The sequence below is a fragment of the Devosia soli genome (assembly GCF_000970455.1).
Taxonomy (GTDB): domain Bacteria; phylum Pseudomonadota; class Alphaproteobacteria; order Rhizobiales; family Devosiaceae; genus Devosia; species Devosia soli.
On sequence record NZ_LAJG01000014.1, the window covers coordinates 576,385 to 600,329 of the forward strand.

Below are 23,945 nucleotides of genomic sequence, written 5' to 3' on the forward strand. Positions count from 1 at the left end.
GACCATTGGGGCGTTGCAGTCAGAAAAATGACTCGATAAAGCTGCCCGCGAAACTGGAAGGTCCTGCCTCCCCGGGACTGGTTGAGACAGGATCGACTCATGAAACTGGTGACTGGCAATTCCAATCGTGCCCTCGCCCAGGCTGTCGCCAGCTACCTCGAATTGCCCCTGACCGATTGCACGGTGAAGCGTTTCGCCGACAAGGAAGTGTTCGTGGAAATTCACGAAAACGTCCGCGGCGAAGACGTCTTCATGCTGCAGTCGACAAGCTATCCCGCCAATGACAACCTCATGGAGTTGCTGATCCTGACCGATGCGCTGCGCCGCTCGTCCGCGCGTCGCATCACCGCAGTGCTCCCCTATTTCGGCTATGCCCGTCAGGACCGCCGCGCCGCCGGCCGCACCCCGATTTCAGCCAAGCTTGTCTCCAATCTGATCACCGAGGCTGGCGTCCATCGCGTCATCACGCTCGATCTGCACGCCGCGCAGATTCAGGGCTTTTTCGACATCCCGACAGACAATCTTTATGCCGCGCCGATCATTACGCGTGACATTCTCGACAACTACAAGCTCGACAACACCATGATCGTGTCGCCCGACGTTGGTGGCGTCGCCCGCGCTCGCGCCGTCGCTCAGCGCCTCGGCACTGATCTCGCCATCGTCGACAAGCGTCGCCCCAAGGCCGGCGTTTCCGAAGTCATGAACATCATCGGCGACGTTTCGGGCCAGGCCTGCATCCTCATCGACGATATTGTCGATTCTGGCGGAACCCTGGTCAATGCCGCCGAGGCGTTGCTGAAGGCCGGCGCCCGCGAAGTTTCCGCCTACATCACCCATGGTGTGCTTTCTGAAGGCGCCGCAGAGCGTATTGCCGCCTCAAAGCTCAAGGAACTGGTGGTCACCGACTCGATTCAGGAGACCGAGGCGACAAAAAACGCCGCCAATATCCGCCGTATCGCCATCGCGCCGCTAATCGGCGAAGCGATCGCCCGCACAGCCAGCGAACAGAGCGTTTCGAGCCTTTTCGACTAGGCAAACCGATAAATATTTTCGTCTATCCGAGACGGAAATAACGTCGTGCCTTGCTCCCCTTCCGCCTTTCCTCTATAGCCCAGCCTCATGAAGCGCTCGTCACCCCTGGAGGACGGGCGCGTATGCCGTTGTGATGACGCCATACACCAACCCAATGGATGCTTTCCATGGCTGAGACCAAAGTGCTCAAGGCACAGGCGCGTAACGGAGTGGGCAAGGGGGCCGCTCGCGAAGCTCGTCGTCAGGGACTCGTTCCCGCTGTTATCTATGGTGACAAGAAGCCCCCCGTCACCGTTTCCGTGGCCTATAAGGACGCGCTGAAGTTCATCTATGCCGGTGGCTTCAAGTCGCACGTGCTCGACCTCGACGTCGATGGCACGATCCACAAGGTCATCCCGCGTGACTACCAGCTCGACGTCGTCATGGATCAGCCGATCCACATCGACTTCCTGCGCGTCGCCAAGGGCGCCAAGATCAACGTTCAGGTTCCGGTTCACTTCGAAAACGAAGATGCGAGCCCCGGCCTGAAGCGTGGCGGTACGCTCAACATCGTCCACCACACGCTCGATCTGACCGTCGATGCGGACAACATCCCCGAATTCGTGACCGTTGACCTGACGGGCCTCGAAATCGGCGACACCGTCCACATCTCCAACATCAAGCTGCCCAAGGGCACTGCCGACCACAGCCACGAAGAAGACGTGACGATCGCGACCGTTGTCGCTCCGTCCGCTCTCAAGTCTGGCGGCGGCGTTGACGGCGAAGAAACCGCAGCCGAAGGCGAAGCTTCCGCCGAGTAATCGGCCCCAGGCTTTCCAAGCGTTCAGGGCGGCCTCCGGGTCGCCCTTTTCTTTTGCCCCTTTTGTGCGTTATGCCAGAACGCAATCCAGAACGAGCATGCCATGAAACTGCTAGTCGGCCTCGGTAATCCGGGCGGCCAATACGAAGGCAATCGCCACAATATCGGCTTCATGGCCATCGACGCCATTGCGCGCGCGAACGGCATTTCCGGCTGGAAGTCCAAACACTCCGGCCTCCTTGCTGAAGGCTCCATCGGCTCCGAGCGCGTGCTGCTGCTCAAGCCGCAGACCTTTATGAACAAGTCCGGCGACAGCGTGCAAAAGGTCGCGACCTTCTACAAAATACCGCCCGCCGACATCATCGTCTTCTATGACGAACTCGACCTTACGCCGGGCAAGGTGCGGGTCAAGGTCGGCGGCGGCAATGGCGGTCACAATGGCCTGCGCTCGATCGACCCGCAGATCGGCCTCGACTACAAGCGCGTCCGCCTCGGCATCGGCCACCCAGGCAAGGAATTCGTCACCCACCACGTCCTCGGCGACTTTGCCAAGGCGGACAAGGCCTGGCTCGAGCCCCTCCTCGACGACATCGGCCGCCACACCGGCATGTTGCTCGCGGGGGACGACGCCGGCTTCATGAACAAACTTGCGCTAGCGGCAAAGGGCGGCGAAGAGACAAAACCAGCGCCCAAAGCCCAAAGCCACATCCGCCAGGCCCGCACCAGCAAACCGCAAGTCGAAGTCCCGAAATCCGGCCCAATGGCCGACATGCTCAACAAGCTGTTCGGCAAGGGCGAGTAGCCCTAGCCTCCCTGGTGGCTCACCTTCCCCTACCGCCAAAACTAGAGACCCCGACGCTTATGCGCCGAGGTCCAATCACGATCTCAGGTCCCCAACAGCGGGAATGACGCAGAAAAAGCACCAGACCCCATCCCACCGTCATTGCCGGGCTTGTCCCGGCAATCCATTCCGTCTCCGCATCGACCACCGGGACAAGCCCGGTGGTGACGGTTGCGGTTAGTCGGCGCCTTAAGCCACGCGCTGCTTGCGCGGCCCACGGGCCCACTCAGGCAGCATGGTCCCGTGAGATTCGAGAAGATCGTCGACGAGGTTCCAGATCTGATCCAGATCGAGCTCGGCGGCCGTATGCGGGTCCATCATGGCGGCGTGATAGATATGCTCGCGGTTCTCCTCGATCAGCGCGCGGACCGTCAGCTCCTGCACATTGATATTGGTGCGGATCAGCGCGGTGAGCTGCGGCGGCAATTCGCCGATATAGGTCGGCTGCAACCCATTGTCGTCGACGAGGCACGGCACTTCAACCGCCGCATTATAGGGCAGCGAAGTGATGACCCCATTGTTGCGCAGGTTACCGTAGATCACCGAAGGCTCACCGGTCCAGACCGAGTTGACGATGGATGAGGCATATTCCTTGGACTGCTTGACCTCGATCCGGTCGGCCTTCTTGTAGTCTTCCGAAGTCTGCTTCCACTTGGCGATCTGCTCGACGCAGCGCTTGGGATATTCGTCGAGCGGAATGCCGAACTTTTCGATGATGTCTTCGCGGCCTTCCTTGATGAAGTAGGGCGTATATTCAGCGAAGTGCTCGGAGCTTTCGGTGACAAAATACCCCAGGCGCGTCATCATCTCGTAGCGCACCTTGTTCGGGCAGCGCGGATTCCAGCCTGGCTTGGGCGCGCGGCCTTCGCGATAGGCCCGGTGCAGTTCGGGATAGAGATCCTTGTAAGAGCCATCCGGCTGGCGGTGCTCGAACTTGAGATAAAAGGCCATGTGATTGATGCCGGCCGAGCGGTAGCGGATTTCCTCGTAGGGGATGTCGAGGTCGTGCGCCAGCTCCATGGCCGTCCCCTGCACCGAGTGGCAGAGGCCCACCTGCTTGATCGTCGGATACTTTTCCGAGATCGCCCAGGTATTGATGGCCATTGGGTTGACATATTGCAGCATGATCGCGTCCGGCGCGACCTGCAGCATGTCTTCGCAAATGCTCCAAAGATGCGGCACGGTGCGCAGCCCGCGCATGATGCCGCCGACGCCGAGCGTATCGGCGATGGTCTGGCGCAGGTTGTATTTCTTCGGCACGTCGAAATCGATGACCGTCGATGGCTCGTATCCGCCGATCTGGAAGCAGACGACGACGAAATTGGTGCCATCGAGCGCCTGGCGCTGGTTCGAGAACGTCTCGACCGTAGCCGGGACGCCGAGCGTGGCGACCAGCTTCTTGGCAATGATGGCGCTTTCTTCGAGCCGCGTCGGGTTGATGTCCATGAGGCGGATCTGGGCGCCGGCCAAGGCCGGGCGCTGCAGGATATCGCCGACGATGTTCTTCATGAACACCGAAGAGCCAGCACCAATAAAGGTGATCTTTGGATTTGCCATTTGGGAAAGTACTCCAGTCGTCAGGCGGCAATTTCGAATGCGGCGCGAACCAGCCGGGCCGTATACTCGGTTTGGGGGTTGGTGAGGACTTCGCTGACGGGCCCCTGCTCCACGATCTTGCCGTGTTGCATCACCATCACACGATGGCAAAGGGCCCGCACGACTTTGAGATCGTGCGAAATGAAGAGGTAGGAGAGACCCTTCTCGTTTTGCAGTTTGCGCAGAAGATCGATGATCTGCGCCTGAACCGAGAGATCGAGCGCCGAAGTGGGCTCGTCGAGAAGGATGAATTCGGGCTCGAGCGCGATAGCTCGGGCGATGGCGATACGCTGGCGCTGACCGCCCGAAAATTCATGCGGGAAACGGTTGAGAATGTTGTCCGGCATGCCGGCATCGCGCAGCGCCTGCCGCACGCGATCGGTCCGCTCGCGGCTATTGGCGCCGATACCGTTGACGATCAGCCCCTCGGCAATGATCTGCCCGATCGACATGCGCGGATTGAGCGAAGCAAACGGATCCTGGAACACGATCTGCATTCGGCTCCGAAGCGGCCGCATCGCCGCGCGGTCCTTGTCGTGGATCGGCTGCCCGTCGAAGAATATCTGCCCGCCCTGATTGCCAATGAGGCGGATCAGCGCCTGGCCAAACGTCGTCTTGCCCGAGCCGCTTTCGCCCACGATCCCCAGCGTCTCGTGGCGCATCAGTTTGATGTCGAGATTATCAACGGCCTTCAGTTCGAAGAAATCGGGATTGAACAGTCCACCGCGCTTAAGCGTGAAGGCAACCTTGACCTCCTTGCCTTCCAGCACCGTGTCATGCGCGCCGTCCGTCAGCGGCAGCGCCGTCCCTTTGGGCTCGGACGCGAGCAGATGCTTGGTATAGGCATGTTGCGGATTGGCAAACAGCGCCTCGGTCGCATTGTGCTCCTGCACGCGGCCGTTCTGCATCACATAGACATAGTCCGAAAACTGTCGGACCACGGTCAGGTCATGGGTGATCAGGATCACCGCCATGCCATACTTGTCTTTCAAGTCCTTGATCAGATTGAGGATCTGCGCCTGCACCGTCACGTCGAGCGCCGTCGTCGGCTCGTCCGCAATCAGCACATCGGGCCGGTTCGCCAGCGCCATGGCGATCATCACGCGCTGCCGCTGCCCACCCGAAAGCTGGTGCGGATAGTTGTTAAGACGCGCCCGCGGTTCGGGGATTTGCACTTCCTCGAGCAGCTTTTCCGCCCGGTTCATCGCCTCTGCACGCGAAACGCGATTGTGCAGATGAATGATCTCGCAGATTTGCTGACCGATCGTATAGACCGGATTAAGCGAGCTCATCGGCTCCTGAAAGATCATGGCAATGTCATTGCCGCGTAGCTTGCGCATCTGCTTGTCGCTCATGGCAACGACATTCTTGCCAGACAGCGTGATGCGCGTGTTCTTGCCGATGGTAGCCCGCTTTGTCAGCAGCTTCATCAGCGTCCGCGCCGTCACCGACTTGCCCGAACCGCTCTCCCCCACCAGCGCGATCGTCTCGCCCTTGTGCAATTGGAAGGAGACGTCGCGCACGGCATTGACGACGCCGCCCTCGACCTTGAAATCCACCTGCACATTGCGCGCGTCAAGGATCAGCTCGCGCCCATGGTTACCAAGATCGTGCCGTTCCGGAGGCGCCAAATCGATTGAAGTCATGGTCGCGTCCTCAATAGGGGTCGATCGCATCGCGCAGGCCATCGCCCAGCGCGTTGAAGGCAAAGACGGTGATGAGCACGAAGATTACCGGCGACAGGATCCAAGGATAGGAGCCGATCACCGAGAAGGTGCCGGTATCCTGCAGCATCAGCCCCCAGGAAATCAGCGGCGGCTTCACCGCAAAACCTAGGAAGCCAAGGAAGCTTTCAAGCAGCACGACGCTCGGTATCGCGAGTGTGATGGAGACGATGATGTGGCTCAACACATTGGGCAGAATATGCCGCGTGATGATGCGGCCATCCGACGAACCCACCGCGATGGCGGCGCGAACATATTCGATCCGCGCGAGGGACAAAGTCTTCGATCGCACCTCGCGGCTCAGCTGGGCCCAACCCAGCACCGCCATCACGAAGATCACGAAACTGAGAAACACATTGGAGGGCGCCGTCACCGGAATGAGCGAGGTGAGCGCGAGATAAAGCGGTAATTGCGGGAAGGCCAAAACGAATTCGACGAACCGCTGCACCCAGGCATCGAGCCGTCCGCCGATATAGCCCGAGGTGATCCCGACCAGCGTGCCGACGATCGTTGTCAGCGCCACCACGACAAGCGCAATGGTCAGCGAAATCCGCGAGCCGACAATCCCACGCGAAAGGATATCGCGGCCGAATTTATCCGTCCCGAGCAATTGCAGCGGCCGGCCATCGGTCGACCCGAAGAAATGGATGTTGGACGGAATGAACCAGAGAAAATTGTAGGAATAGCCTTGGACGAAGAACCCCGTCGGCGTCGGATTGTCGAGCACCGGCCCCGTCAGGGGCTGGAAGGTGATCGGGTCGAATTCACCCGTGTCCCCGATCGGATAGACATGCGGGATCAGGCTGAAACTGCCGCTTTGATCTTGAAAAGCCACGACATCGGGCGGCGCGAAGGGCAGGTTTGTTGCCTTGGGGTCCATCGGCGCGAAGAAATCGGCGAAGATGGACACAAAGAGCAGGAGGCCGACAAGAACCAGTCCGATCACCCCCATCGGCGAGCGCTTGAACCGGCGCCAGACGAGCGCAGCGTAAGTCTCGTTGCCAGAGCCGAACCGGCCAACGACCGGCGCGACATCGGCTTCTTCGGCCGGGGTCGGCACGGGTCCGCCTGCGGTATCGGTCGGCAGCGGGATCGAGGAATGGATATCGGTCTTGCTCATTCCGCTTTACCTCCCAGGCGAATACGCGGATCGAGGGCGACAAGCAGCAGATCGGCGATGATATTGCCGATGATCAGCGTCGTCGCCAGCACCAGCATGAAGGTGGCGGTGACATAGACGTCGCCCACACCCATCGAGCCCACAATCGCCGGTCCGACGGTCGCGAGCCCGAAAACGATGGCGACTTCAATTTCGCCGGTCAGCATGTAAGGCAGAACCACGCCCTGATAGGCCACAAGCGGATGCAATGCATTCGGCACGGCGTGCTTCATGATCACGGCGCCTTCCGGCAGGCCCTTGGCGCGCGCGGTCTCGACATATTGGGAATTGAGCACGTCGAGCAGGTTGGCCCGCATCACGCGCATATTGTATGCCAACCCGCCGAAGGTCGCGATGAACACCACTGGCCAGACATGCCGGACGAGGTTGACGAATTTGTCCCAGCTCCAGGGCGCCCCGCCATAGCGGGCCGAAAAGAACATGCCCACTTCGCTGACGTTGAGTTTGAAGACCAGGAGATAGAGAATGATGATCGCGAGCAAAAACCGCGGGATCGTCATGCCGAGAAAGGACACGATGCCAAGGAGCGTGTCGGCCCAGGAATATTGGCGCGTTGCCGCAACGATACCGAGACCGATGCCAAGCACCGAGGCCAGCACGTGGCACACCAGCGCCAGCGCGATCGTGGCCGGAAGCCGTTCCATCACCACCTGCCCGACGGGCTTGTTGTAAAAGAACGAGTGACCGAAATCGAAGCGCGTCACGATGCCGGTAATCCAGCGGAAATATTGCACGATGATCGGATCGTTGAGGCCATTGGCCTGGCGATAAAGCTCAGCCTGTGCTTCGGCCTGTGGCGCAGGAACGCCGCCCTGATTGATGAGCATCGAGCGGATCGTATCGCCATAGTCGCCCGGAGGCGCCTGAATGATGGCGAAGGTCACGACGCTGAGCAGGAACAGCAGCGGGATCGCGCCCAATATTCGGAATGCTAGAAATCGAAGCATGAAGGCCTCTTGGAAACTTCAGGACCCATACTCGGCGGCAGGCGAACCCGCCGCCGAGGGGTAATGGAGGGGCAGACCGCGCCGCCCCTCGCCGCTTGGGTCAGACGGGACCTGCGCCGCCCGGCTTGCCCGGCAGGGTTTCCGGATGCAGCTCGTAGTCGCCCTGCTTGTCTTCAGGCACGAAGACGCGCTCGCGGATGATGTTGTCTTCTGCCCAATTGAACATGAAGATCGGTGCACCAGCCGGGATATTGGCAAAGCGCTTGTTGATGATCAGTGCACCCGGATACTGGGTCAGACCCACCGAGTAGACGTTCTCGGTGTAGATCCGCTGATACTGCTTCATCAGTTCGGCGCGTTCGGCATTGTCGCTGGTCGCGATGAACTTGTTGACCACATCGACCAGTTCCTGCTCGAAGGGCAAAAGGTCCAGCGTGCCATCGGTACCGGCGCGGTGGAAGTAGCTGGTGCGCGGACCCGTCGGGGCCAGCGAGGCAGTGCCCTGTACCACCGAGACCATTTCCGAACCCTGGCGCTCGACGCTCCAGTCGAACTGACCGGCCTGAGCCATGTCGTCACGTGCCGTACCGGACTGGAAGTTGGCGATCACGCGGATTCCCAGCGCTTCCATCTGCGCGATCACGCCTTCAGCGAGGTTGGTGTCCGTGCCGTAGTCGGTATTGGCGAGCAGCGTGATTTCCACATCAGCGCCGCCAGCGGTGCCTTCGGGGAAGTTGCGGATGCCATTGCCATCGGTATCGACGAGGTTCAGTCCATCGAGCAGCGTGTTTGCCGCTTCTATATTGTACGGATAATAGACCGTCGATGCCTTATCGTAGTAGGTCGTCCCGGCATAGAGGCCGCCCGGATAGATGGCGGTGAAAGGACCGCGGACCAGCGATTCACCCAAGCGCTGGCGGTCAACGGCGATCGTGACGGCCTTGCGGAAATCCAAGTTGCGATTGAGTTCGCGGACGGCTTGGCCGCGCGCGTCGGGTTCACCCCAGCCATTGGCCGAGAAGTTCATGCGCAGTGCATAGCCGATAGTACGTGCACCGAACTGGAGACGCGCTGGAGCGGTGTCTTCTGCCGAGCGACGCAGCGCTTCGACATAGCTTTCGGCCTGTTCGAGGTTCGAGAAGTCGCCTGAACCGGCAACGGCCTGAACGTCGCGGTCGGCCCATGTCGAGAGGCGATAGTGCATCTCGTTGAGATAGGGCAACTGGTTGCCGTTTTCGTCGACCTTCCAATAATAAGGATTACGCCGCATGACGATGATGTCATCCGGGCGATATTCGACGGGCACCCAGGCGCCCATCACCGGAATATTCATATATTCGGGCGGGAAGGCGTTCTTGTACTCTTCGTAGGTATTGTCTGGATTGTATTTGGGGTGCTGCGGCTTGAGGATATGGCTCGGGCCGGGGCAGAAAGTGCCATAGGCCATCGCATAGAGATATTGCGTCGGCCGGACGTCCTTGAAAGTCCACTTGATGGTATAGGGATCGACTTCTTCAAGCGTCGTGCCGACACCGAAGGTTTCTGGCGTCGCGCCGTTGAGCGGAGACACGTTGGGATCGTTGACGTTGTCGTTCCAATAGAACATCACGTCTTCCGCATCGAACGGGTCGCCGTCAGACCATTTTGCGCCCTCGATGAGGTGCATGGTCAGTTCGTGCCCGTCCTCGGACCATTCCCAGCTCTTGGCCAGGTTCGGCATCGGCTCGAGTTCTTCGGCTTTGACCTCGAACAGGGGCCCCGTGCGCGTCAGACATTCGGAAAGGCCGATATCGATGCCGCCCCAGCCCTGGCTCTGCCCGCCGATATAGTTCCAGCCTTCCGGCCGGCCGCCGATCACGTGGCGCATCGTGTCGCCATAGACCCCGATTCCATCGGGCATATTGCCCGCCTTATAGACCATCGGCTCCTTGGGTAGGCGCTCGGCCACCGGCGGCAGCGTGCCGGCCTCGACATATTTCGAGGTGACCCAGTCGGGCTCGTGATATTCCGGCAGCGCCTTATATTCGAGAATGTCGCTGATGGACACAAACACCGGCTCGCTCTGCGCGGCGAATTCCGGCGGATCCGGCAGCTCGCCCGTCAGTTCCTGTGCGGGCAGCGCCAGCATGGAGACGGATAGCAAAAGGCCTGCCCCGCCAAGGGCATAGATTGGCTTTCTCAATAGAACCTCCCTTCGCAACAGGGCAGCTTGATGCGCAACGAGCCAGTCACTCCCACTAGCCCACGACCCCGTGCATGATCCCAACCTACGACTTGCCAGCGCCGAAGCAATCCGGAATGATAGAGACTAATTCCGGTTTTCTAAGAACCTGTAGGGATAAGTATGATTGTTGGCGATCTGCCGGCGCCCACACGCCAGCGCGAAAAGGCGCCCCGCCCGACCCCGCGCCCGGACCGCAGCTTTTACGCTTCGGGTAAGGCCTTCGGCCGCTTCGGAATTCGAGCTTTCCCGCCTCAGATCATGGCGGCGCCGCATAGCCATGGTCATATCGAGTTCAACTGGCTGACCAGCGGGCACATGGACTATGTCTTCGATGGCGGACCAGTCACGGTCGAGGCCAATCGGCTTGTCGCCTTCTGGGCCGGCATCCCGCACCAGACCGTGGCGCTGCACGATATCGGCGAGGGCCGGCAGCTCAACATCTACCTGCCGATGGACGCGTTTCTCGAAATGCCGCAGCTCGGCCGGCTGACCGAAACGCTGATGGGCGGCGGCGTCATCCAGTTAACCCCCGAATGCATCGGGCTCGATACGTTGGAACGCTGGCACGGAGACTATCGGAGCGGCAGTTCACTCCGCACCGACCTGGTGCGCGCCGAAATCGGCACCATGTTTCGCCGCGCGGCAATCACAGGTTGGGATACCCTGCTCCCGGCCTGGCTCGAAAAATCCGGTACGCGCACGCGAACCACCACGCCGGTGCGCTACGTGGTTCGCATGGTACGGCACATCGTCGAAAACATCACCGACCCGCTCTCAGCCGAAGATATTGCCCGCGTCGTCGGTCTTCACCCCAATTACGCGACGAACCTCTTCACCAAGGTCATGCACATCTCAGTGCAGAAGTTCGTCACGCGCATGCGCCTGATTCGCGCGCGCAGCCTCTTGTTCGATGGCAGCCTCTCCATCGCCAATGTCGCTTTCCAGTCTGGCTTTGTCAGCCAGACCCAGTTTTACGAGCATTTTCGAAAGGCCTATGGCATGACGCCGAGCCAGATGCGTAAAGATACGATCGGCTAGACCCGCTCTTCCCAGATCTTTGCCACCTCGACGATTGTGGCGACGGCCTTTTCCATATCCTGGCGGCTGATCCATTCGAGCGGCGAATGGAAGGCATGGCCACCGGCAAAGATATTGGCTGTGGGAAGACCCATGAAGGAGAGCCGCGAGCCATCGGTGCCGCCACGAATCGAGCTGAGTTTCGGCTCCATGCCTGCCCGGCGAACCGCTTCCACAGCGTTTTCAACGATCTGCGGATATTGGTCGAGAACCTGCTTCATGTTGCGATACTGCTCGCGCACGCTAATCGCGTAGGTGGAACCAGGATAATTGGCGAGCACAGCCTTGGCGATATCCTCGACCATGGCGTGCTTTTCGCGCAGTCCTTCTTCGGTGAAATCGCGGACGATCATCGCGATGTCCGCCTTCTCCATCGATCCGCTGATAGCGACCGGATGGACGAAACCGTCGCGGCCTTCCGTTGCTTCCGGCGAGACGTTACGCGGCAGGCGCGCGACGATTTCCCCGGCAATCTTGATGGCGTTTTCCATCCGGCCCTTGGCAAAGCCGGGATGCATGGCGACACCCTTGATGGAAATATCGAGACCATCGGCGGAGAAGGTTTCGTCTTCGACGGTGCCGGCGGTTTCGCCATCCATGGTATAGGCAAAGTCCGCGCCCAGGGTCTTAAAATCGACCTTGTCGACGCCGCGACCGATTTCCTCGTCCGGCGTAAACAGCAGTTTGATTGTACCGTGGCGGATCGACTTGTCCTTGAGCAGGATTTCGGCGGCCGTCACGATCTCGGCAATCCCCGCCTTATCGTCGGCGCCGAGCAGGGTCGTGCCGTCCGTCGTGATCAGGTCATTGCCGAGCTGATTGGCGAGCTCCGGATGATCGGCCACACGGATGACCCGGCTCGTATCACTCACCAGCGTGATGTCGCCGCCGGCATAGTTGCGGATGATCTGGGGCTTGACGCCAGTGCCCGAAAAATCGGGCGCCGTATCGACATGAGAGCAGAAGCAGATGACCGGCACGGTCTTGTCGGTATTGGCCGGGACGGTCGCATAGACATAGCCATTCTCGTCCATATGCGCATCGCTTAGCCCGATCGCCTGCAGCTCGGACACGAGAAGGCGCAGCAGATCCTTCTGCTTTTCGGTCGAGGGCTGGGTAGGAGACGCTCCATCCGACTGGGTATCGATGACCACATAGCGGAGGAAACGATCGAGGACGGTATCGGTCATGGGGCATCCTGGCTAAATCACTGGTGCAAGACTTAGCCCGGCAAAGCGCGCCCGGTCCAGCCGGGCGCGTGAACGATTATAAAGCTGCCTGGTAGATGGCGAGGATATCGGTCTGGGTCATCGGGCGCGGATTGTTGTCGATCAAACGCTTGATGGCGAAGGCTTCCTCGGCCCAAAGCGGAAGCTGGGCCTCCTTGGCCCCATGGTTCTTGAGGCTCATGTCGACACCGAGAGACCGGCAATAGTCGTGCGCCCTATCAACAACAATGCGTTCATCGGCAGGGCTCGAAAGCCCGAGAGCTTTTAGTACAGCCGCCGTCTTTTCAGGCCGAGTGCCGGCATTGAAGGCAAGGACATGCGGAAAGATGATCGCATTGGCAAGGCCGTGCGGGAGCTTGAGACGCGTGCCGAGCGGATAGGCGAGCGCATGGCCGCCGGCCGTGTTGACCGGCCCAAGGCAGATGCCGCCATAGTAGGAGGCGAGCATCATGCCCGCGCGCGCTTCGGTATCGGTGCCATCGGCAACGGCGCGCTTGAGATATTTCCCCACGAGTTCGATCCCGAGGCTCGCATAGCCATCGATCAGGGGATGAGCCTTGATACTGGTATAGGCTTCAACGCAGTGGGCGAGAGCATCGACGCCGGTGGCGGCAGTCACGGCCGAAGGAACCGAATAGGTCAGTTCCGGGTCGAGCACAGCAATATCGGCCAGCATATGTCGGCTTTCGATCGCGAGTTTGGCCAGCGTCTCGGGATTGGTGACGAGCGAACGGATGCCCGCTTCCGAACCCGTTCCGGACGTGGTGGGCACCTGGGCGAGCGCAGTGCGGCGGCCGTTGACCTTATTGACGCCGACGACGTCGAGCACGGTTTGCTCGCTGTCCCAGAGGACGGCGACGAGCTTGGCGACGTCCATGACAGACCCACCGCCAAGGCCAATGACGAGATCGGGCCTTAAGACACGGGCGGCCTCGAGCACGGCGTTTACTGCCGGAAGATCGGGCTCGGGTGGAATATCGGTAAAGGTTTCAACGGCGCCGTTAAGGCCGATGCGATCGACAAAGCCGACCGTTGGTGCCATGGCGACAACGAAAACGCGGCCGTACCCTTCGGCCCAATCAGCAAGGCGCGAGACGGCGCCGGCGCCAATTTCAAGGCGGGCTGGCTGCACCAGCGTGATCGGCCGTGCCATGGAGAGGATCGTGTCAGGCATTTTCCTGCGCCTCCAGCTCAGCCATCTTCGCCCAGACCTTGTCGAGTTCGACACCGGTCAGTTCAACCAGCGGCGGACGGACGCGCGTCCAGCCGGCGTGGTTGCGGCGCTTGGCGAGCATGGCCTTGATGGTCGGCAGCTGCACATAAGCGTTAGAGAGATCGCGCCAGGCATTGATGCGCGCCTGTGCGGCGTCGACTTCTGCCGATTTGGTTTCGTCGAACCAGTTGTCGAAGACGACGCGCAGATGTTTGCCGATAAGATTGGAACTCGAGGTGATGCACCCTGCCCCGCCCGAGCGCAGCAGCGGCAGCATGAACGGGTCGGCGCCAGCAAGGACGGAGAAATCCTGGAAGGCCGTGGCGAAGGCCTCCATGCTTTCGATCTTGCCCGAAGAATCCTTGACGCCGACGATGACGCCGGGAAACGCCTCGCGGAGGCGCGCCGTCAGTTCAAGCGAAATGCCGATCTGGGCGATGGGCGGGATGTGGTAGAGAATGACGCGCAGGTCATCGCTGCCGACGCCTTCAATGAGTTCGGCATAGAAGCGGAAAAGGCCTTCGTCGCTTACCCCCTTGTAATAAAAGGGTGGGAGGACGACGCAGGCTTTTACACCGGCTTCGACTGCGTATTTTAAGAGCGTGACGCTATCCGGAACATTGGTCTGCGACGTGCCGGGGAGCAGGCGCTGCGGATCAAGCCCCGCTGCGATGACCTTTTCCAAGAGTTCTTGGCGCTGAGCGATGCTGAACGAGTTCGCTTCGCCGGTAGTGCCGAGAAGCGCAACACCATCGCAGCCTTCCTCGATCAGCGCCCTGCAGTGGGCGGCGAAGGCGGCGTGGTCGGGCGCGCCATTTTCAAGGACGGGCGTGGCCGAGGCGCAGAAGACGCCGGAGACGGGGAGGTTCTTGGCGGGATTCATGACTTCTTCCCCGAAACGAGCCGTCGCGCATAGGCGATGGCGGACTGCATATTGGTGTGGTTGGCCTTGCCGGTGCCGGCGATGTCGAAGGCCGTGCCGTGATCGACCGAGGTGCGGTCGATCGGGAGGCCGAGCGAGACGTTGACGGCGGTGTCGAAGGCGACGAGCTTGATCGGGATGTGGCCCTGATCGTGATATTGCGCGACGACGAGGTCGAAGGCGCCGTTATAGGCGCGGTGATAGACAGTGTCGGCCGAGATCGGGCCGACGACATTGATGCCTTCGGCTTTGGCCTGCGCTACGGCGGGGACGACCTGCAGATCGTCTTCATTGCCGAATAGACCGCTTTCGCCGCAATGGGGATTGATGCCTGCTACGGCAATGCGCGGATTGTCGTAGCCGATGCGCTTGAGGTGGTCGTTGCCCATGCGGATGGTGGCGAGGATGCGCTCGGGCGTGGCGCGGTCGATGGCGGTTTTGAGCGACACGTGGGTCGAGACGTGGATCACCTTTAGGCGATCCGAGCCAAGCAGCATCCAAGCGGTCTTTTGACCGGTCAGGTGCGCCAACATGCCGGTGTGGCCGTCATAATGGTGACCGGCAAGGTTCAGCGCTTCCTTGTTAATCGGGGCAGTGACGATACACCCGATCGCACCAGCCTCAGCGTCGCGGACAGCTTTCTCGATGAAGCGGAAGGCGGCGTCGCCACCGCGCGGATCGAGCTTGCCCCAAGGCAGAGGGCCGCCTTCGATGGGAAGGTCGACGACGAGGCCTTGGAGATCGAGCGCCACGCCAACGGCATCGCGGGCTTTTTCAAGCGTCGCCAGATTGCCGTATAGGCGGGTGCGGGCGCGGTCTTCGGCGCTCATTTCTGCGAGCGCCGTGACCGAAATCTCGGGACCGACGCCAGCCGGGTCGCCCATGGTAATGCCGATGATGTCGCTCACGAGTGTTCTCCGTCGATCCATCCCGCGGGGAGACGGACATATTTGATGGCGCGCCGGAAGTAGGTGTAGGCGACGTGCAATGCGCCGTCCGCCCCTTCCAGCAGATAGGGATAGGACAGTTCCTTATTCCGCCCATCGACGGAATTGTTCGAAAGGCACGTGCCGGGGCTGTCGTCGATGATGCGGCGGATGGGCCAGGTGAGGCCGCCATCGGTCGAGACGCACAGAGTCATGGGCGCGCGGGGCACGCCCCAAATCGGCGAGCAGCCGCCGGTAGCGTCAGGGCGGTCGTCGCCTTCTTCGATTTCGTCATAAAGCGAGGCGCGGCGATCCGATGAAGTGGCTGATGAAATCGGGTTGCAGACCATGGCAAGGCGGCCATCGGCCAGGCGAATGACGTTGATGGACGAATTGTTGTTGGGCACATCGGTCGGCGCTGGCGCGGACCAGGTCACGCCACCATCGAGGCTTTCAGACCGATGCACGAAGTCGGACTGGCGGCGGCGGTAGAAGGCGACCATGTGATCGCCATCGAGCGGCACGATCGTCATGTGCACAGACCCTATCGAACCGGAGACCTCGGACATGGTCCAAGACTGGCCTTCGTCGGTGCTTACGGCGACGGCGGCCGTGTCGTGGCTGCCGTTCCAGCGTTGGCCAGGACGTGAAATGCAGCGGAAGATTGGCATCATCCAGGCGCCGTCACTGCGGCGCACGAAGCGGCCGCGGATGAAACTGCCGAGGGGCAGGTCCAGATCGCGCGGCTCAGCGCCGGACAATGCGCCGTTTTCGACCGAGATTGGGCGGGCGCGGAGGAGGCATTCGTCCTGATTGCCTGAGGGTTGGGCGGTGTGAAAAAGCTGCCACTCACCCTTGCCGTTGCGCCAGAGGACGGGATTCTGTTCCGAACGATCGGGATCGTGGCTGAGGCGCACTGACGGACCCCAGCTGTCGGCACCGGAGGCGAGGGTTGTGCCATAGATGGAGATGTCGGATTTGCCTTCGAGCGTGCCGCCGAACCAGAGGCAGGCGAGCGCACCGTCGTCCAACAATTCGATGAAGGCAGCATGGTTCTGAACCATGGGCGAAGGCAGGAAGGCTTCGAAGCGCCCACCGCCAACATCGGTCAGGCGACCATCCATCCGAGCCGCGATTTCGTCCGGCGACATGCCTCTCCCCTTCTTCTAGTTGGGCCGCAAACTTCACTCACCGTTATATGTTGTCAAGTTCTTATTAGAACCATTTGACAATCTACAATGGTTTGAATCAGGAAATAACCTCTATTTTGCAACGCTTTAGACTGAGTTATAAAACAGATTTGGAAAGCCTTAAAATTTTGGTTTGACAACTATTGGCACAATGGAGTTAGTTTTGTCCAAGGAAGGACGCAGTCCATCCGGAGGATATTTGCATGGGCGCTCCCCGCAGCGGCGCCTGTGACGCGTCTAGCTGCGACGGGAGGTTACATTGTTGCTTAAGCCGATTCTGGTTGGCGCCCTGCTGGCGTCGACGACCATCGCCCCTGCCCTCGCGCAGGCTGATACCGACATCACCGTGGTGCTGAGCGAAGAGCTCGACCTCGTCGAGCCCTGCATGGCAACGCGCTCAAATATCGGCCGCGTCATCCTGCAGAACATCAGCGAAACGCTCACCGAACTCGACGTCCGCGGCGACAAGGGCTTGATGCCGCGCCTTGCTGAATCATGGGAAGATAAGGGTGACGGCACCTGGCAGTTCAAGCTGCGCGAGGGTGTGAAATTCTCCGACGGCACGGACTTCGACGCCAATGACGTCAAGCACTCGTTCGATCGCGTCTTCTCGGACCAGATCACCTGCGAAAGCAAGCGCTACTTCGCTGACACGGCCCTGACCTTCAACGTCGTCGATGACCATACGATCGATATCAAGGCCGAGCCGGCTCAGCCCGTTCTGCCGCTGCTCATGAGCCTTGTGACCATCGTTCCCTCGGAAACGCCGATGGAATTCGTGCGCGATCCGATCGGTACCGGCCCCTATAAGCTCACCGACTGGACGGCCGGCCAGCAGATCGTTCTCGATCGCCGCGACGACTATTGGGGCGAACAGCCCGAAGTCACCAAGGCGACCTATGTGTTCCGCTCCGAGCCAGCCGTTCGCGCCGCAATGGTCGAAGCCGGCGAAGCCGATATCGCGCCGCAGATCACGGCGGAAGTTGCCACAAATCCGGCAACTGACTTCAGCTATCTCAATTCCGAAACAGTCTACCTGCGCATCGACAACCAGGACGCGCCGACCAATGACATTCGCGTCCGCAAGGCGATGAATGCCGCGATCGACCGCGAAGCCTTCATCGGCACCGTGCTGCCGGAAGGCACTGAACTGGCCGTTGCCATGGTGCCGCCGACGACCCTTGGCTGGAACGCTGAACTGAGCCCGCTGGCCTATGATCCGGAACAGGCCAAGAAGTGGCTGGAAGAAGCCAAGGCCGATGGCGTCGATACGAGCCTGCCGATCGAAATCATCGCCCGCACCGAAAACTTCCCCAACGTCACGGAAGTCGCCGAAGCGCTGACTCAGATGCTGACCGATGTCGGCTTCAACGCCACGCTGCGCATGGTGGAAGTTGCCGAACACGAGCAGTATTATTCCAGGCCCTACCCGGAAAGCGAAGGCACGCGCCTGGTTCTCGCCCAGCACGACAATAGCCGCGGCGACCCGGTCTTCTCGATGTTCTTCAAGTATGACAGCCAGGGTACGCAGTCCGGTGTGAATGACCCCAAGGTCGACGACCTGATCGCCCGCGCTTCGGCGGCTACCGGCGACGAACGTGCTGCGCTCTGGTCCGAACTGTTCAAGTATGTCCACGACGACATCGTCGCCGACGTCCTCCTGTTCCACATGGTTGGTCTCAGCCGCGTCAGCGAACGTCTCGACTTCACCCCGACCATCGCAACCAATCAGCAGCTGCAGCTGAGCGAAATCGGGTTCAAGTAAGGCCCGTTCCAAGGTCTTGATCTGGAAGTGCCGGGGGTTTCTCCGGCACTTCTGCAATTGAAAGCAAATCTTGGGTGACCGGCATGACCAAAATGATCGGACAGCGCGCAATAGCCAGCCTTCTCTCCCTTTTGGGTTTGATGATCCTGGTGTTTTTTCTCTCGCGCTTGACTGGTGACCCGGCTGTTCTCTTCCTGCCGATCGACGCGACCGAAGAGATGAAGCAGCAATTCCGAGCTCTCCACGGGCTCGACCTGCCGCTGATCGAGCAATTCGCCCGCTATGTCTGGGACCTTCTGCATTTCGATTTCGGCGAGAGCCTGCGCAAGGCGCGACCGGCCATCGACGTCGTGCTGGAAGCCTATGCTTGGACCCTGCCGTTGGCGCTGATCACCATGGGCCTCGTCATCACGACAGCAATCGTTCTTGGCTCGCTCGCGGCCTTCAATGTCGGCGGGTTCTTCGATCGGCTGGTGTCCATCGTGTCCCTCGTCGGCGCTTCGGCTCCGGACTTCTGGATCGCTATCGTGGCCATTGTCGTCTTCTCGATTGGCCTTGGCTGGGTGCCGACATCGGGCGTCGGTACGCCGCTCCACTGGGTTCTGCCGATTGCCGTTCTCTTCATCCGCCCCTTCGGCCTCGTCGTGCAGGTGGTGCGTGGCTCGATGCTGTCAGCGCTCGGCGCGCCCTATGTGAAGACGGCCCGCGCCAAGGGCGTCAAAAACCTGCCGCTGATCTTCGTTCACACGCTGCGCAACGGCATGCTGCCCGTCATCACCGTGATCGGCGACCAGGCCGCCGCGCTTCTGAATGGAGCGGTGATCGTCGAGACTATCTTCGGCTTTCCCGGCGTCGGCAAGCTGATGATCGACTCCATCCTGCAGCGCGATTTCAACGTGGTGCTCGCCGCCATCATGGTCACTGCCGTCGCCATCTTCATCATGAACATCCTGATCGATCTGGCCTATGGGCTGCTCGATCCGCGGATTCGGCACTAGGAGTGCATCATGGCTGACCTTTCGATCGCCAAGCCCGCTCCCGAAACCGCGCGCGGACCCAATCTGTTCTCGATGCTCTGGCGCGACAAGCTGGCGTTTGTCGCAGCCGTCGTTCTGCTGCTGATCGTGCTGTTTGCACTCTTCGGGCCTTCCTTGCTGGGAGATCTGGCGACCAAGCAAAACCTGCGCGGCCGCAATTTCCCGCCCTTCAGCTTCGAGCGCGGCTGGGAATTCTTCCTCGGCGGGGATTCGCTCGGGCGCCCCATGCTGGCGCGCATGATCGTTGCCGCGCATTCGACCATACTGATTGCCGCCGGCACGGTGCTTTCTGCGATGGTCGTGGGCGCGGGGCTCGGGCTTGTTGCCGGCTATATGGGCAAGACCACCTCGCAGGTGATCATGCGGCTTGCCGACGTCATCATGAGCTTCCCTTCGCTCCTGATCGCCGTCGTGGTGCTCTATGTGCTGGGGCCCTCGATCCCCAACATGATCCTCGTCCTCGCCATCACCCGCATCCCGATTTACCTGCGCACAACGCGCGCTGAAGTTTTGGAAGTGCGCGAGCGCATGTTCGTGCAGGCGGCAACGGTCATGGGCGCGAGCCATGCCCGCATCATTCTGCGTCACATCCTGCCCGTCGTCGCACCGACGCTCGTCACCATTGCAACGCTCGACTTCGCCTTCGTCATGCTGGCCGAATCCTCGCTTTCCTTCCTCGGCATCGGCGTGCAGCCGCCCGATATCACCTGGGGCCTCATGGTGGCGCAGGGCCGGCCCTATCTCAACACCGCTTGGTGGCTGGCCTTCTGGCCGGGCCTGATGATCGTCATCACCGCCCTCTCGCTCAACCTCTTGTCCAACTGGATGCGTGTCGCGCTCGACCCCGCGCAGCGCTGGCGCCTTGAAACAAGGAAGACCAAGAATGTCTGAGCCCCTGCTGAGTGTAAAAAATCTCTCAGTCGATTTTCACACCGCCCGCGGCACCGTCCATGCAGTCAAAAACGTCTCCTGGTCGATCAGCCGCGGCGAAACGCTCGCGATCCTCGGGGAAAGTGGATCCGGCAAGTCGGTTTCGGCCAATGCGGTGATGAACCTTCTCGATATTCCGCCCGCCGAGATCGTCTCGGGCGAAATCATCTATGAGGGCAAGGACCTATTGAAGGTCGACTACGAGACGCACCGGGCGCTTAATGGCAAGAAGATCGCCATGATCTTCCAGGACCCGTTGGGCCATCTCAACCCCGTCTATACCGTTGGATGGCAGATCGTGGAAATGATGACAGCCCATGGCCGACCTGCCGACATGGCGCGCGCCCGCGCCCTGGAGCTGATCAAGCGTGTGGGCATCCCTGAGCCTGAAAAGGCGATGGGCAAGTATCCGCACCAGTTTTCCGGCGGCCAGCGCCAGCGGTTGATGATCGCCATGGCGCTGATGCTCAAGCCCGATATCCTGATCGCTGACGAGCCGACCACGGCGCTCGATGTGACTATCCAGGCCGAAGTGCTGGCGCTGCTCAAGGAATTGCAGGCCGAAACCGGCATGGCGCTGGTTTTGATCACCCATGATCTCGGTGTCGTCGCCGAAATCGCCGATCGCGTCGTCGTCATGAACAAGGGCGAAATCGTCGAGGCAGGCCTAACCCGCGAGGTCTATCACAATCCCAAGCATGCCTATACGCGCAAGCTGATCGATGCGGCGCCGGGCAAGGGCGAAATTAAGCTGCTCGATCCGGCGGCGCCGCTGTTGCTCGATGCGAAAAAGCTCAACAAGACCTATGGCAGTTTCGCTGCGCTTAAGGATGTGTCGCTAACGCTGGCGCGCGGCCAGAGCCTCGCGGTCGTCGGGGAAAGCGGTTCAGGCAAATCGACCCTGGCGCGCACGCTTCTTCGGCTTGAAGAGGCCGATAGCGGCGAAGCGCTCTGGAAGGGCCGTGATCTCATCACTATGGGCCGCAGCGAACTTCTGGGCGTGCGTCGGCAAATCCAGATGGTGTTTCAGGACCCGACGCAATCGCTCAATCCGCGCATGTCCGTCTATCAGCTGATCGCCGAAGGCTGGGATATTCACAAGCTGATGCCGGACAAGAGCAAGCGCCGGGCCAAGGTCATAGAGCTTTTGGAACAGGTTGGGCTATCCGCCGAACATGTAGATCGCTATCCCCATCAGTTCTCGGGCGGTCAACGCCAGCGCATCGCCATTGCCCGCGCCCTGGCGCTTGAGCCGGAACTGATCATCTGCGACGAGGCGGTATCGGCGCTCGACGTGTCGATCCAGGCCCAAGTGATCGCGCTGCTCGACGATTTGCGGCAGCGGCTGGGGATTTCGTTCTTGTTTATTGCGCATGATCTCGGCGTCGTGCGTGATTTTGCCGATACGGTCATCGTGATGAAATCGGGCGAGATCGTCGAGCGCGGTCCGACAGCCCAGATTTTCGAGGCGCCGCAGCATCCCTATACGCAGCGTCTGCTGGCCGCCAATCTCGATCCTGATCCGGATGTGCAGGCCGAAAGGCGTGCCAGCCTGACCCATGGTTGAGCGGGTAATCATTGCCGACGACTTAACCGGCGCGCTCGATGCCGCAGCACCCTTCGCAATGCGGGGAATGTCGACTTCGGTAGCACTGGGCGTCGCTGCCCTGTCCGAGGCGATCGCGTCGGGCGCACATATCGTCGGCATCTCGACTGATAGCCGCGAAATGGCGCCGGAGGCCGCCCGCGATACGGTCCGTGGTGTTGTCGGTGCCTTGCCGCCTGGTACGCCGCTCTTCAAAAAAGTCGACTCCCGCTTCAAGGGCAATATTGCCGCCGAGCTTGACGCAATTCCCCATCGACGCAGTCTGGTCGTGCCAGCCATTCCCGCCTTTGGGCGCTGGATGAAGGGCGGCAAGATCGGTGGGTTTGGGGTCGCCGAGCCGATCGACGTAGCAACACGTCTCGGCCGTCATGCCGCCAAGGCCTTGCTGCCCGATATCTTGGGCCAGGACGACATCGAACGCGCCATCGAGCAGCAATTCGACCTCCCTATTGGCGCGCGCGGTCTCGCTGAAGCCATGGCCAAGGCGATGGCACCAAAAGGCCAGCAGCCGGATATTTCGCTACCAAAGGGACAAGTATTTTGCGTTATCGGCTCGACCGATCCGATAACACTCGCACAACTCGACCTGCTTCGAGCGCAGCATGCGGACATCCGCTATCTCGCAGCGCCGAACGGGCATGGCAAAGAGGCGCCAGGCGCGACGGCCATTACGATCGTCCAGGCAACGCCCGGCCAGGCGCCGGTAGACGGCAAGTCCGTGGCGACGGCGCTTGGCGAAACGCTCGCCCGCCTGTCCCCTGCCGACGGTTCAATGCTGATCCTTTCCGGCGGCGCAACGGCTCAGGTCATTCTTGAGCAGTTGGGCATCGGTGTTCTCGAAGTCCTGGGGGAAGCTTTACCGGGCCTGCCCATTGCCAGGGCCGGAGGCTTGACTGTGATCACTAAATCGGGCGGTTTTGGCGATCCGGATTCGCTCGTCCGATTGACCGCCCCATATCTCAGCGCCGGGAGCTCAGTGCAGAACCATGTCTGATAGTCTGACCGGGCGCCGCAACCTTGCCGATACGGTATTTGAACGCATCCAGCGCGCCATAAAATCCGGCGCCTATGGCGTCGACGAGCGCCTACCGACCGAACATGCCCTGGCCGCCGAATTCCAAGTGTCGCGGCCCGTCGTGCGCGATGCGCTGCAGCGGCTCAAGGATCAGGGCCTCATCTATTCGCGCCGTGGCGCCGGCAGTTTCGTGCGCGAACAGGGCATTCGCGAGCCGCTCGGCTTCGGGCAGATGGAGAGCCTCTCCGACCTCCAGCACTGCTATGATTTCCGCCTGACCATCGAGCCGCAGGCCGCAGCCATGGCGGCAACGCGCGCGACTCCCGAAGCGCTGGAAAAGATCCGCTCTGCTCTCAATCTCCTGCGCGATGCGACCAACCGGCAGGCCCACCGCGCCGATGCTGACTTCATGTTTCACCTCAGCATCGCCCAGGCCTCCGGAAACCCCTATTTCGTCACCGCGATGCAGGCACTTGAAGAGCATATCGCTGTCGGCATGCGGCTCCATGGGCTGTCGCTCAAGAGCACCCAGGGCGGGCTCATGCATGTGCTTGTCGAACACACGGCAATCTTCGAGGCTGTGCGCGATCACAATGCCGATCTCGCAATGCGGCTGATGCGGGAGCATCTGGCGGGTTCGCGCCATCGCCTCTTTGCGACAGAAATCCCGTCTACGCCCTAGGCGCTGGTCT

20 protein-coding genes are annotated in these 23,945 nt (G+C 60.8%); 10 read left to right on the forward strand and 10 right to left on the reverse strand.

Features of this window, described 5'->3' with window-relative positions; translation table 11 throughout:
- Positions 1-99 precede the first annotated feature (99 nt).
- The 3 genes from VW35_RS06915 to pth all read left to right on the forward strand — a co-directional run bounded on the left by VW35_RS06915 (position 100) and on the right by pth (position 2,633).
- On the forward strand, positions 100-1,032 hold the full coding sequence (locus VW35_RS06915) for a ribose-phosphate pyrophosphokinase (protein ID WP_046142220.1): 933 nt from the start codon (positions 100-102) through the stop codon (positions 1,030-1,032).
- Between the two features lie 167 nt (positions 1,033-1,199).
- Positions 1,200-1,832, forward strand: a complete 633-nt coding sequence (locus tag VW35_RS06920) for a 50S ribosomal protein L25/general stress protein Ctc (protein WP_046142575.1) — start codon at positions 1,200-1,202, stop codon at positions 1,830-1,832.
- A gap of 102 nt (positions 1,833-1,934) precedes the next feature.
- A complete protein-coding gene (gene pth, locus VW35_RS06925; RefSeq protein WP_046142221.1) occupies positions 1,935-2,633 on the forward strand; it encodes an aminoacyl-tRNA hydrolase in 699 nt (232 codons plus the stop codon).
- Between the two features lie 228 nt (positions 2,634-2,861).
- Here the strand turns inward: pth and melA are convergent, their stop codons facing one another.
- The 5 genes from melA to VW35_RS06950 form a co-directional block, all read right to left on the reverse strand.
- The gene (melA, locus tag VW35_RS06930) at positions 2,862-4,229 is read right to left on the reverse strand and encodes an alpha-glucosidase/alpha-galactosidase (RefSeq protein WP_046142222.1); all 1,368 of its coding nucleotides are present in this window, start codon (positions 4,227-4,229) and stop codon (positions 2,862-2,864) included.
- Positions 4,230-4,249: 20 nt separating this feature from the next.
- Positions 4,250-5,914, reverse strand: coding sequence for an ABC transporter ATP-binding protein (locus tag VW35_RS06935; RefSeq protein ID WP_046142576.1), 1,665 nt, complete (start codon positions 5,912-5,914; stop codon positions 4,250-4,252).
- A 10-nt stretch (positions 5,915-5,924) separates the two neighbouring features.
- A complete protein-coding gene (locus tag VW35_RS06940; RefSeq protein WP_083982491.1) occupies positions 5,925-7,112 on the reverse strand; it encodes an ABC transporter permease in 1,188 nt (395 codons plus the stop codon).
- A complete protein-coding gene (locus tag VW35_RS06945; RefSeq protein ID WP_046142223.1) occupies positions 7,109-8,119 on the reverse strand; it encodes an ABC transporter permease in 1,011 nt (336 codons plus the stop codon). The genes VW35_RS06940 and VW35_RS06945 overlap by 4 nt, the downstream gene beginning before the upstream one ends.
- Before the next feature lie 100 nt (positions 8,120-8,219).
- Complete coding sequence (locus VW35_RS06950; protein WP_046142224.1) at positions 8,220-10,247, reverse strand: ABC transporter substrate-binding protein; 2,028 nt, start codon at positions 10,245-10,247, stop codon at positions 8,220-8,222.
- Positions 10,248-10,463: 216 nt separating this feature from the next.
- Between VW35_RS06950 and VW35_RS06955 the strand changes: the two genes are divergently transcribed.
- The gene (locus VW35_RS06955) at positions 10,464-11,381 is read left to right on the forward strand and encodes a helix-turn-helix domain-containing protein (RefSeq protein ID WP_046142225.1); all 918 of its coding nucleotides are present in this window, start codon (positions 10,464-10,466) and stop codon (positions 11,379-11,381) included.
- On the opposite strand, the gene pepT is transcribed toward VW35_RS06955, so the two are convergent.
- From pepT to VW35_RS06980, 5 genes are all read right to left on the reverse strand, one after another.
- Positions 11,378-12,610 carry a peptidase T gene (gene pepT / locus VW35_RS06960; RefSeq protein ID WP_046142226.1) on the reverse strand — a complete coding sequence of 411 codons (1,233 nt, stop codon included), beginning with the start codon at positions 12,608-12,610 and terminating at the stop codon, positions 11,378-11,380. The genes VW35_RS06955 and pepT overlap by 4 nt on opposite strands.
- A gap of 76 nt (positions 12,611-12,686) precedes the next feature.
- The gene (locus VW35_RS06965) at positions 12,687-13,823 is read right to left on the reverse strand and encodes an iron-containing alcohol dehydrogenase (RefSeq protein WP_046142227.1); all 1,137 of its coding nucleotides are present in this window, start codon (positions 13,821-13,823) and stop codon (positions 12,687-12,689) included.
- Positions 13,816-14,745 (reverse strand): dihydrodipicolinate synthase family protein, encoded by a 930-nt coding sequence (locus VW35_RS06970; RefSeq protein WP_046142228.1) that lies wholly within the window; start codon positions 14,743-14,745, stop codon positions 13,816-13,818. The genes VW35_RS06965 and VW35_RS06970 overlap by 8 nt, the downstream gene beginning before the upstream one ends.
- Positions 14,742-15,692, reverse strand: coding sequence for a 4-hydroxythreonine-4-phosphate dehydrogenase PdxA (gene pdxA / locus VW35_RS06975; protein WP_046142229.1), 951 nt, complete (start codon positions 15,690-15,692; stop codon positions 14,742-14,744). The genes VW35_RS06970 and pdxA overlap by 4 nt, the downstream gene beginning before the upstream one ends.
- Positions 15,689-16,861 (reverse strand): sialidase family protein, encoded by a 1,173-nt coding sequence (locus VW35_RS06980; protein WP_046142230.1) that lies wholly within the window; start codon positions 16,859-16,861, stop codon positions 15,689-15,691. The genes pdxA and VW35_RS06980 overlap by 4 nt, the downstream gene beginning before the upstream one ends.
- A 301-nt stretch (positions 16,862-17,162) precedes the next feature.
- Here VW35_RS06980 and VW35_RS06985 point away from each other — a divergent pair, with 301 nt between their 5' ends.
- The 6 genes from VW35_RS06985 to VW35_RS07010 all read left to right on the forward strand — a co-directional run bounded on the left by VW35_RS06985 (position 17,163) and on the right by VW35_RS07010 (position 23,935).
- Entirely contained in the window at positions 17,163-18,665 is a 1,503-nt protein-coding gene (locus tag VW35_RS06985) for an ABC transporter substrate-binding protein (protein ID WP_046142231.1), read from the forward strand.
- 83 nt (positions 18,666-18,748) lie between these two features.
- Positions 18,749-19,663, forward strand: coding sequence for an ABC transporter permease (locus tag VW35_RS06990; RefSeq protein ID WP_046142232.1), 915 nt, complete (start codon positions 18,749-18,751; stop codon positions 19,661-19,663).
- 9 nt (positions 19,664-19,672) lie between these two features.
- Positions 19,673-20,593, forward strand: a complete 921-nt coding sequence (locus VW35_RS06995) for an ABC transporter permease (RefSeq protein ID WP_046142233.1) — start codon at positions 19,673-19,675, stop codon at positions 20,591-20,593.
- Entirely contained in the window at positions 20,586-22,199 is a 1,614-nt protein-coding gene (locus VW35_RS07000; RefSeq protein ID WP_046142234.1) for an ABC transporter ATP-binding protein, read from the forward strand. The genes VW35_RS06995 and VW35_RS07000 overlap by 8 nt, the downstream gene beginning before the upstream one ends.
- A complete protein-coding gene (locus VW35_RS07005) occupies positions 22,192-23,232 on the forward strand; it encodes a four-carbon acid sugar kinase family protein (RefSeq protein ID WP_046142235.1) in 1,041 nt (346 codons plus the stop codon). The genes VW35_RS07000 and VW35_RS07005 overlap by 8 nt, the downstream gene beginning before the upstream one ends.
- A complete protein-coding gene (locus VW35_RS07010) occupies positions 23,225-23,935 on the forward strand; it encodes a FadR/GntR family transcriptional regulator (RefSeq protein ID WP_046142236.1) in 711 nt (236 codons plus the stop codon). The genes VW35_RS07005 and VW35_RS07010 overlap by 8 nt, the downstream gene beginning before the upstream one ends.
- Positions 23,936-23,945: the final 10 nt, after the last annotated feature.

Bases quoted from the DNA above. Each gene is read 5' to 3' on its own strand.
- VW35_RS07005 (WP_046142235.1), top strand. From the start codon at position 22,192: ATGGTTGAGCGGGTAATCATTGCCGACGACTTAACCGGCGCGCTCGAT.
- VW35_RS06950 (WP_046142224.1), bottom strand. From the start codon at position 10,247: ATGCTGGCGCTGCCCGCACAGGAACTGACGGGCGAGCTGCCGGATCCG.
- VW35_RS06995 (WP_046142233.1), top strand. From the start codon at position 19,673: ATGGCTGACCTTTCGATCGCCAAGCCCGCTCCCGAAACCGCGCGCGGA.
- VW35_RS06970 (WP_046142228.1), bottom strand. From the start codon at position 14,745: ATGAATCCCGCCAAGAACCTCCCCGTCTCCGGCGTCTTCTGCGCCTCG.
- melA (WP_046142222.1), bottom strand. From the start codon at position 4,229: ATGGCAAATCCAAAGATCACCTTTATTGGTGCTGGCTCTTCGGTGTTC.
- VW35_RS06990 (WP_046142232.1), top strand. From the start codon at position 18,749: ATGACCAAAATGATCGGACAGCGCGCAATAGCCAGCCTTCTCTCCCTT.
- VW35_RS06965 (WP_046142227.1), bottom strand. From the start codon at position 13,823: ATGCCTGACACGATCCTCTCCATGGCACGGCCGATCACGCTGGTGCAG.
- VW35_RS06935 (WP_046142576.1), bottom strand. From the start codon at position 5,914: ATGACTTCAATCGATTTGGCGCCTCCGGAACGGCACGATCTTGGTAAC.
- pepT (WP_046142226.1), bottom strand. From the start codon at position 12,610: ATGACCGATACCGTCCTCGATCGTTTCCTCCGCTATGTGGTCATCGAT.
- VW35_RS06955 (WP_046142225.1), top strand. From the start codon at position 10,464: ATGATTGTTGGCGATCTGCCGGCGCCCACACGCCAGCGCGAAAAGGCG.
- pth (WP_046142221.1), top strand. From the start codon at position 1,935: ATGAAACTGCTAGTCGGCCTCGGTAATCCGGGCGGCCAATACGAAGGC.
- VW35_RS07000 (WP_046142234.1), top strand. From the start codon at position 20,586: ATGTCTGAGCCCCTGCTGAGTGTAAAAAATCTCTCAGTCGATTTTCAC.
- VW35_RS06920 (WP_046142575.1), top strand. From the start codon at position 1,200: ATGGCTGAGACCAAAGTGCTCAAGGCACAGGCGCGTAACGGAGTGGGC.
- VW35_RS06980 (WP_046142230.1), bottom strand. From the start codon at position 16,861: ATGTCGCCGGACGAAATCGCGGCTCGGATGGATGGTCGCCTGACCGAT.
- VW35_RS06940 (WP_083982491.1), bottom strand. From the start codon at position 7,112: ATGAGCAAGACCGATATCCATTCCTCGATCCCGCTGCCGACCGATACC.
- VW35_RS07010 (WP_046142236.1), top strand. From the start codon at position 23,225: ATGTCTGATAGTCTGACCGGGCGCCGCAACCTTGCCGATACGGTATTT.
- VW35_RS06945 (WP_046142223.1), bottom strand. From the start codon at position 8,119: ATGCTTCGATTTCTAGCATTCCGAATATTGGGCGCGATCCCGCTGCTG.
- VW35_RS06915 (WP_046142220.1), top strand. From the start codon at position 100: ATGAAACTGGTGACTGGCAATTCCAATCGTGCCCTCGCCCAGGCTGTC.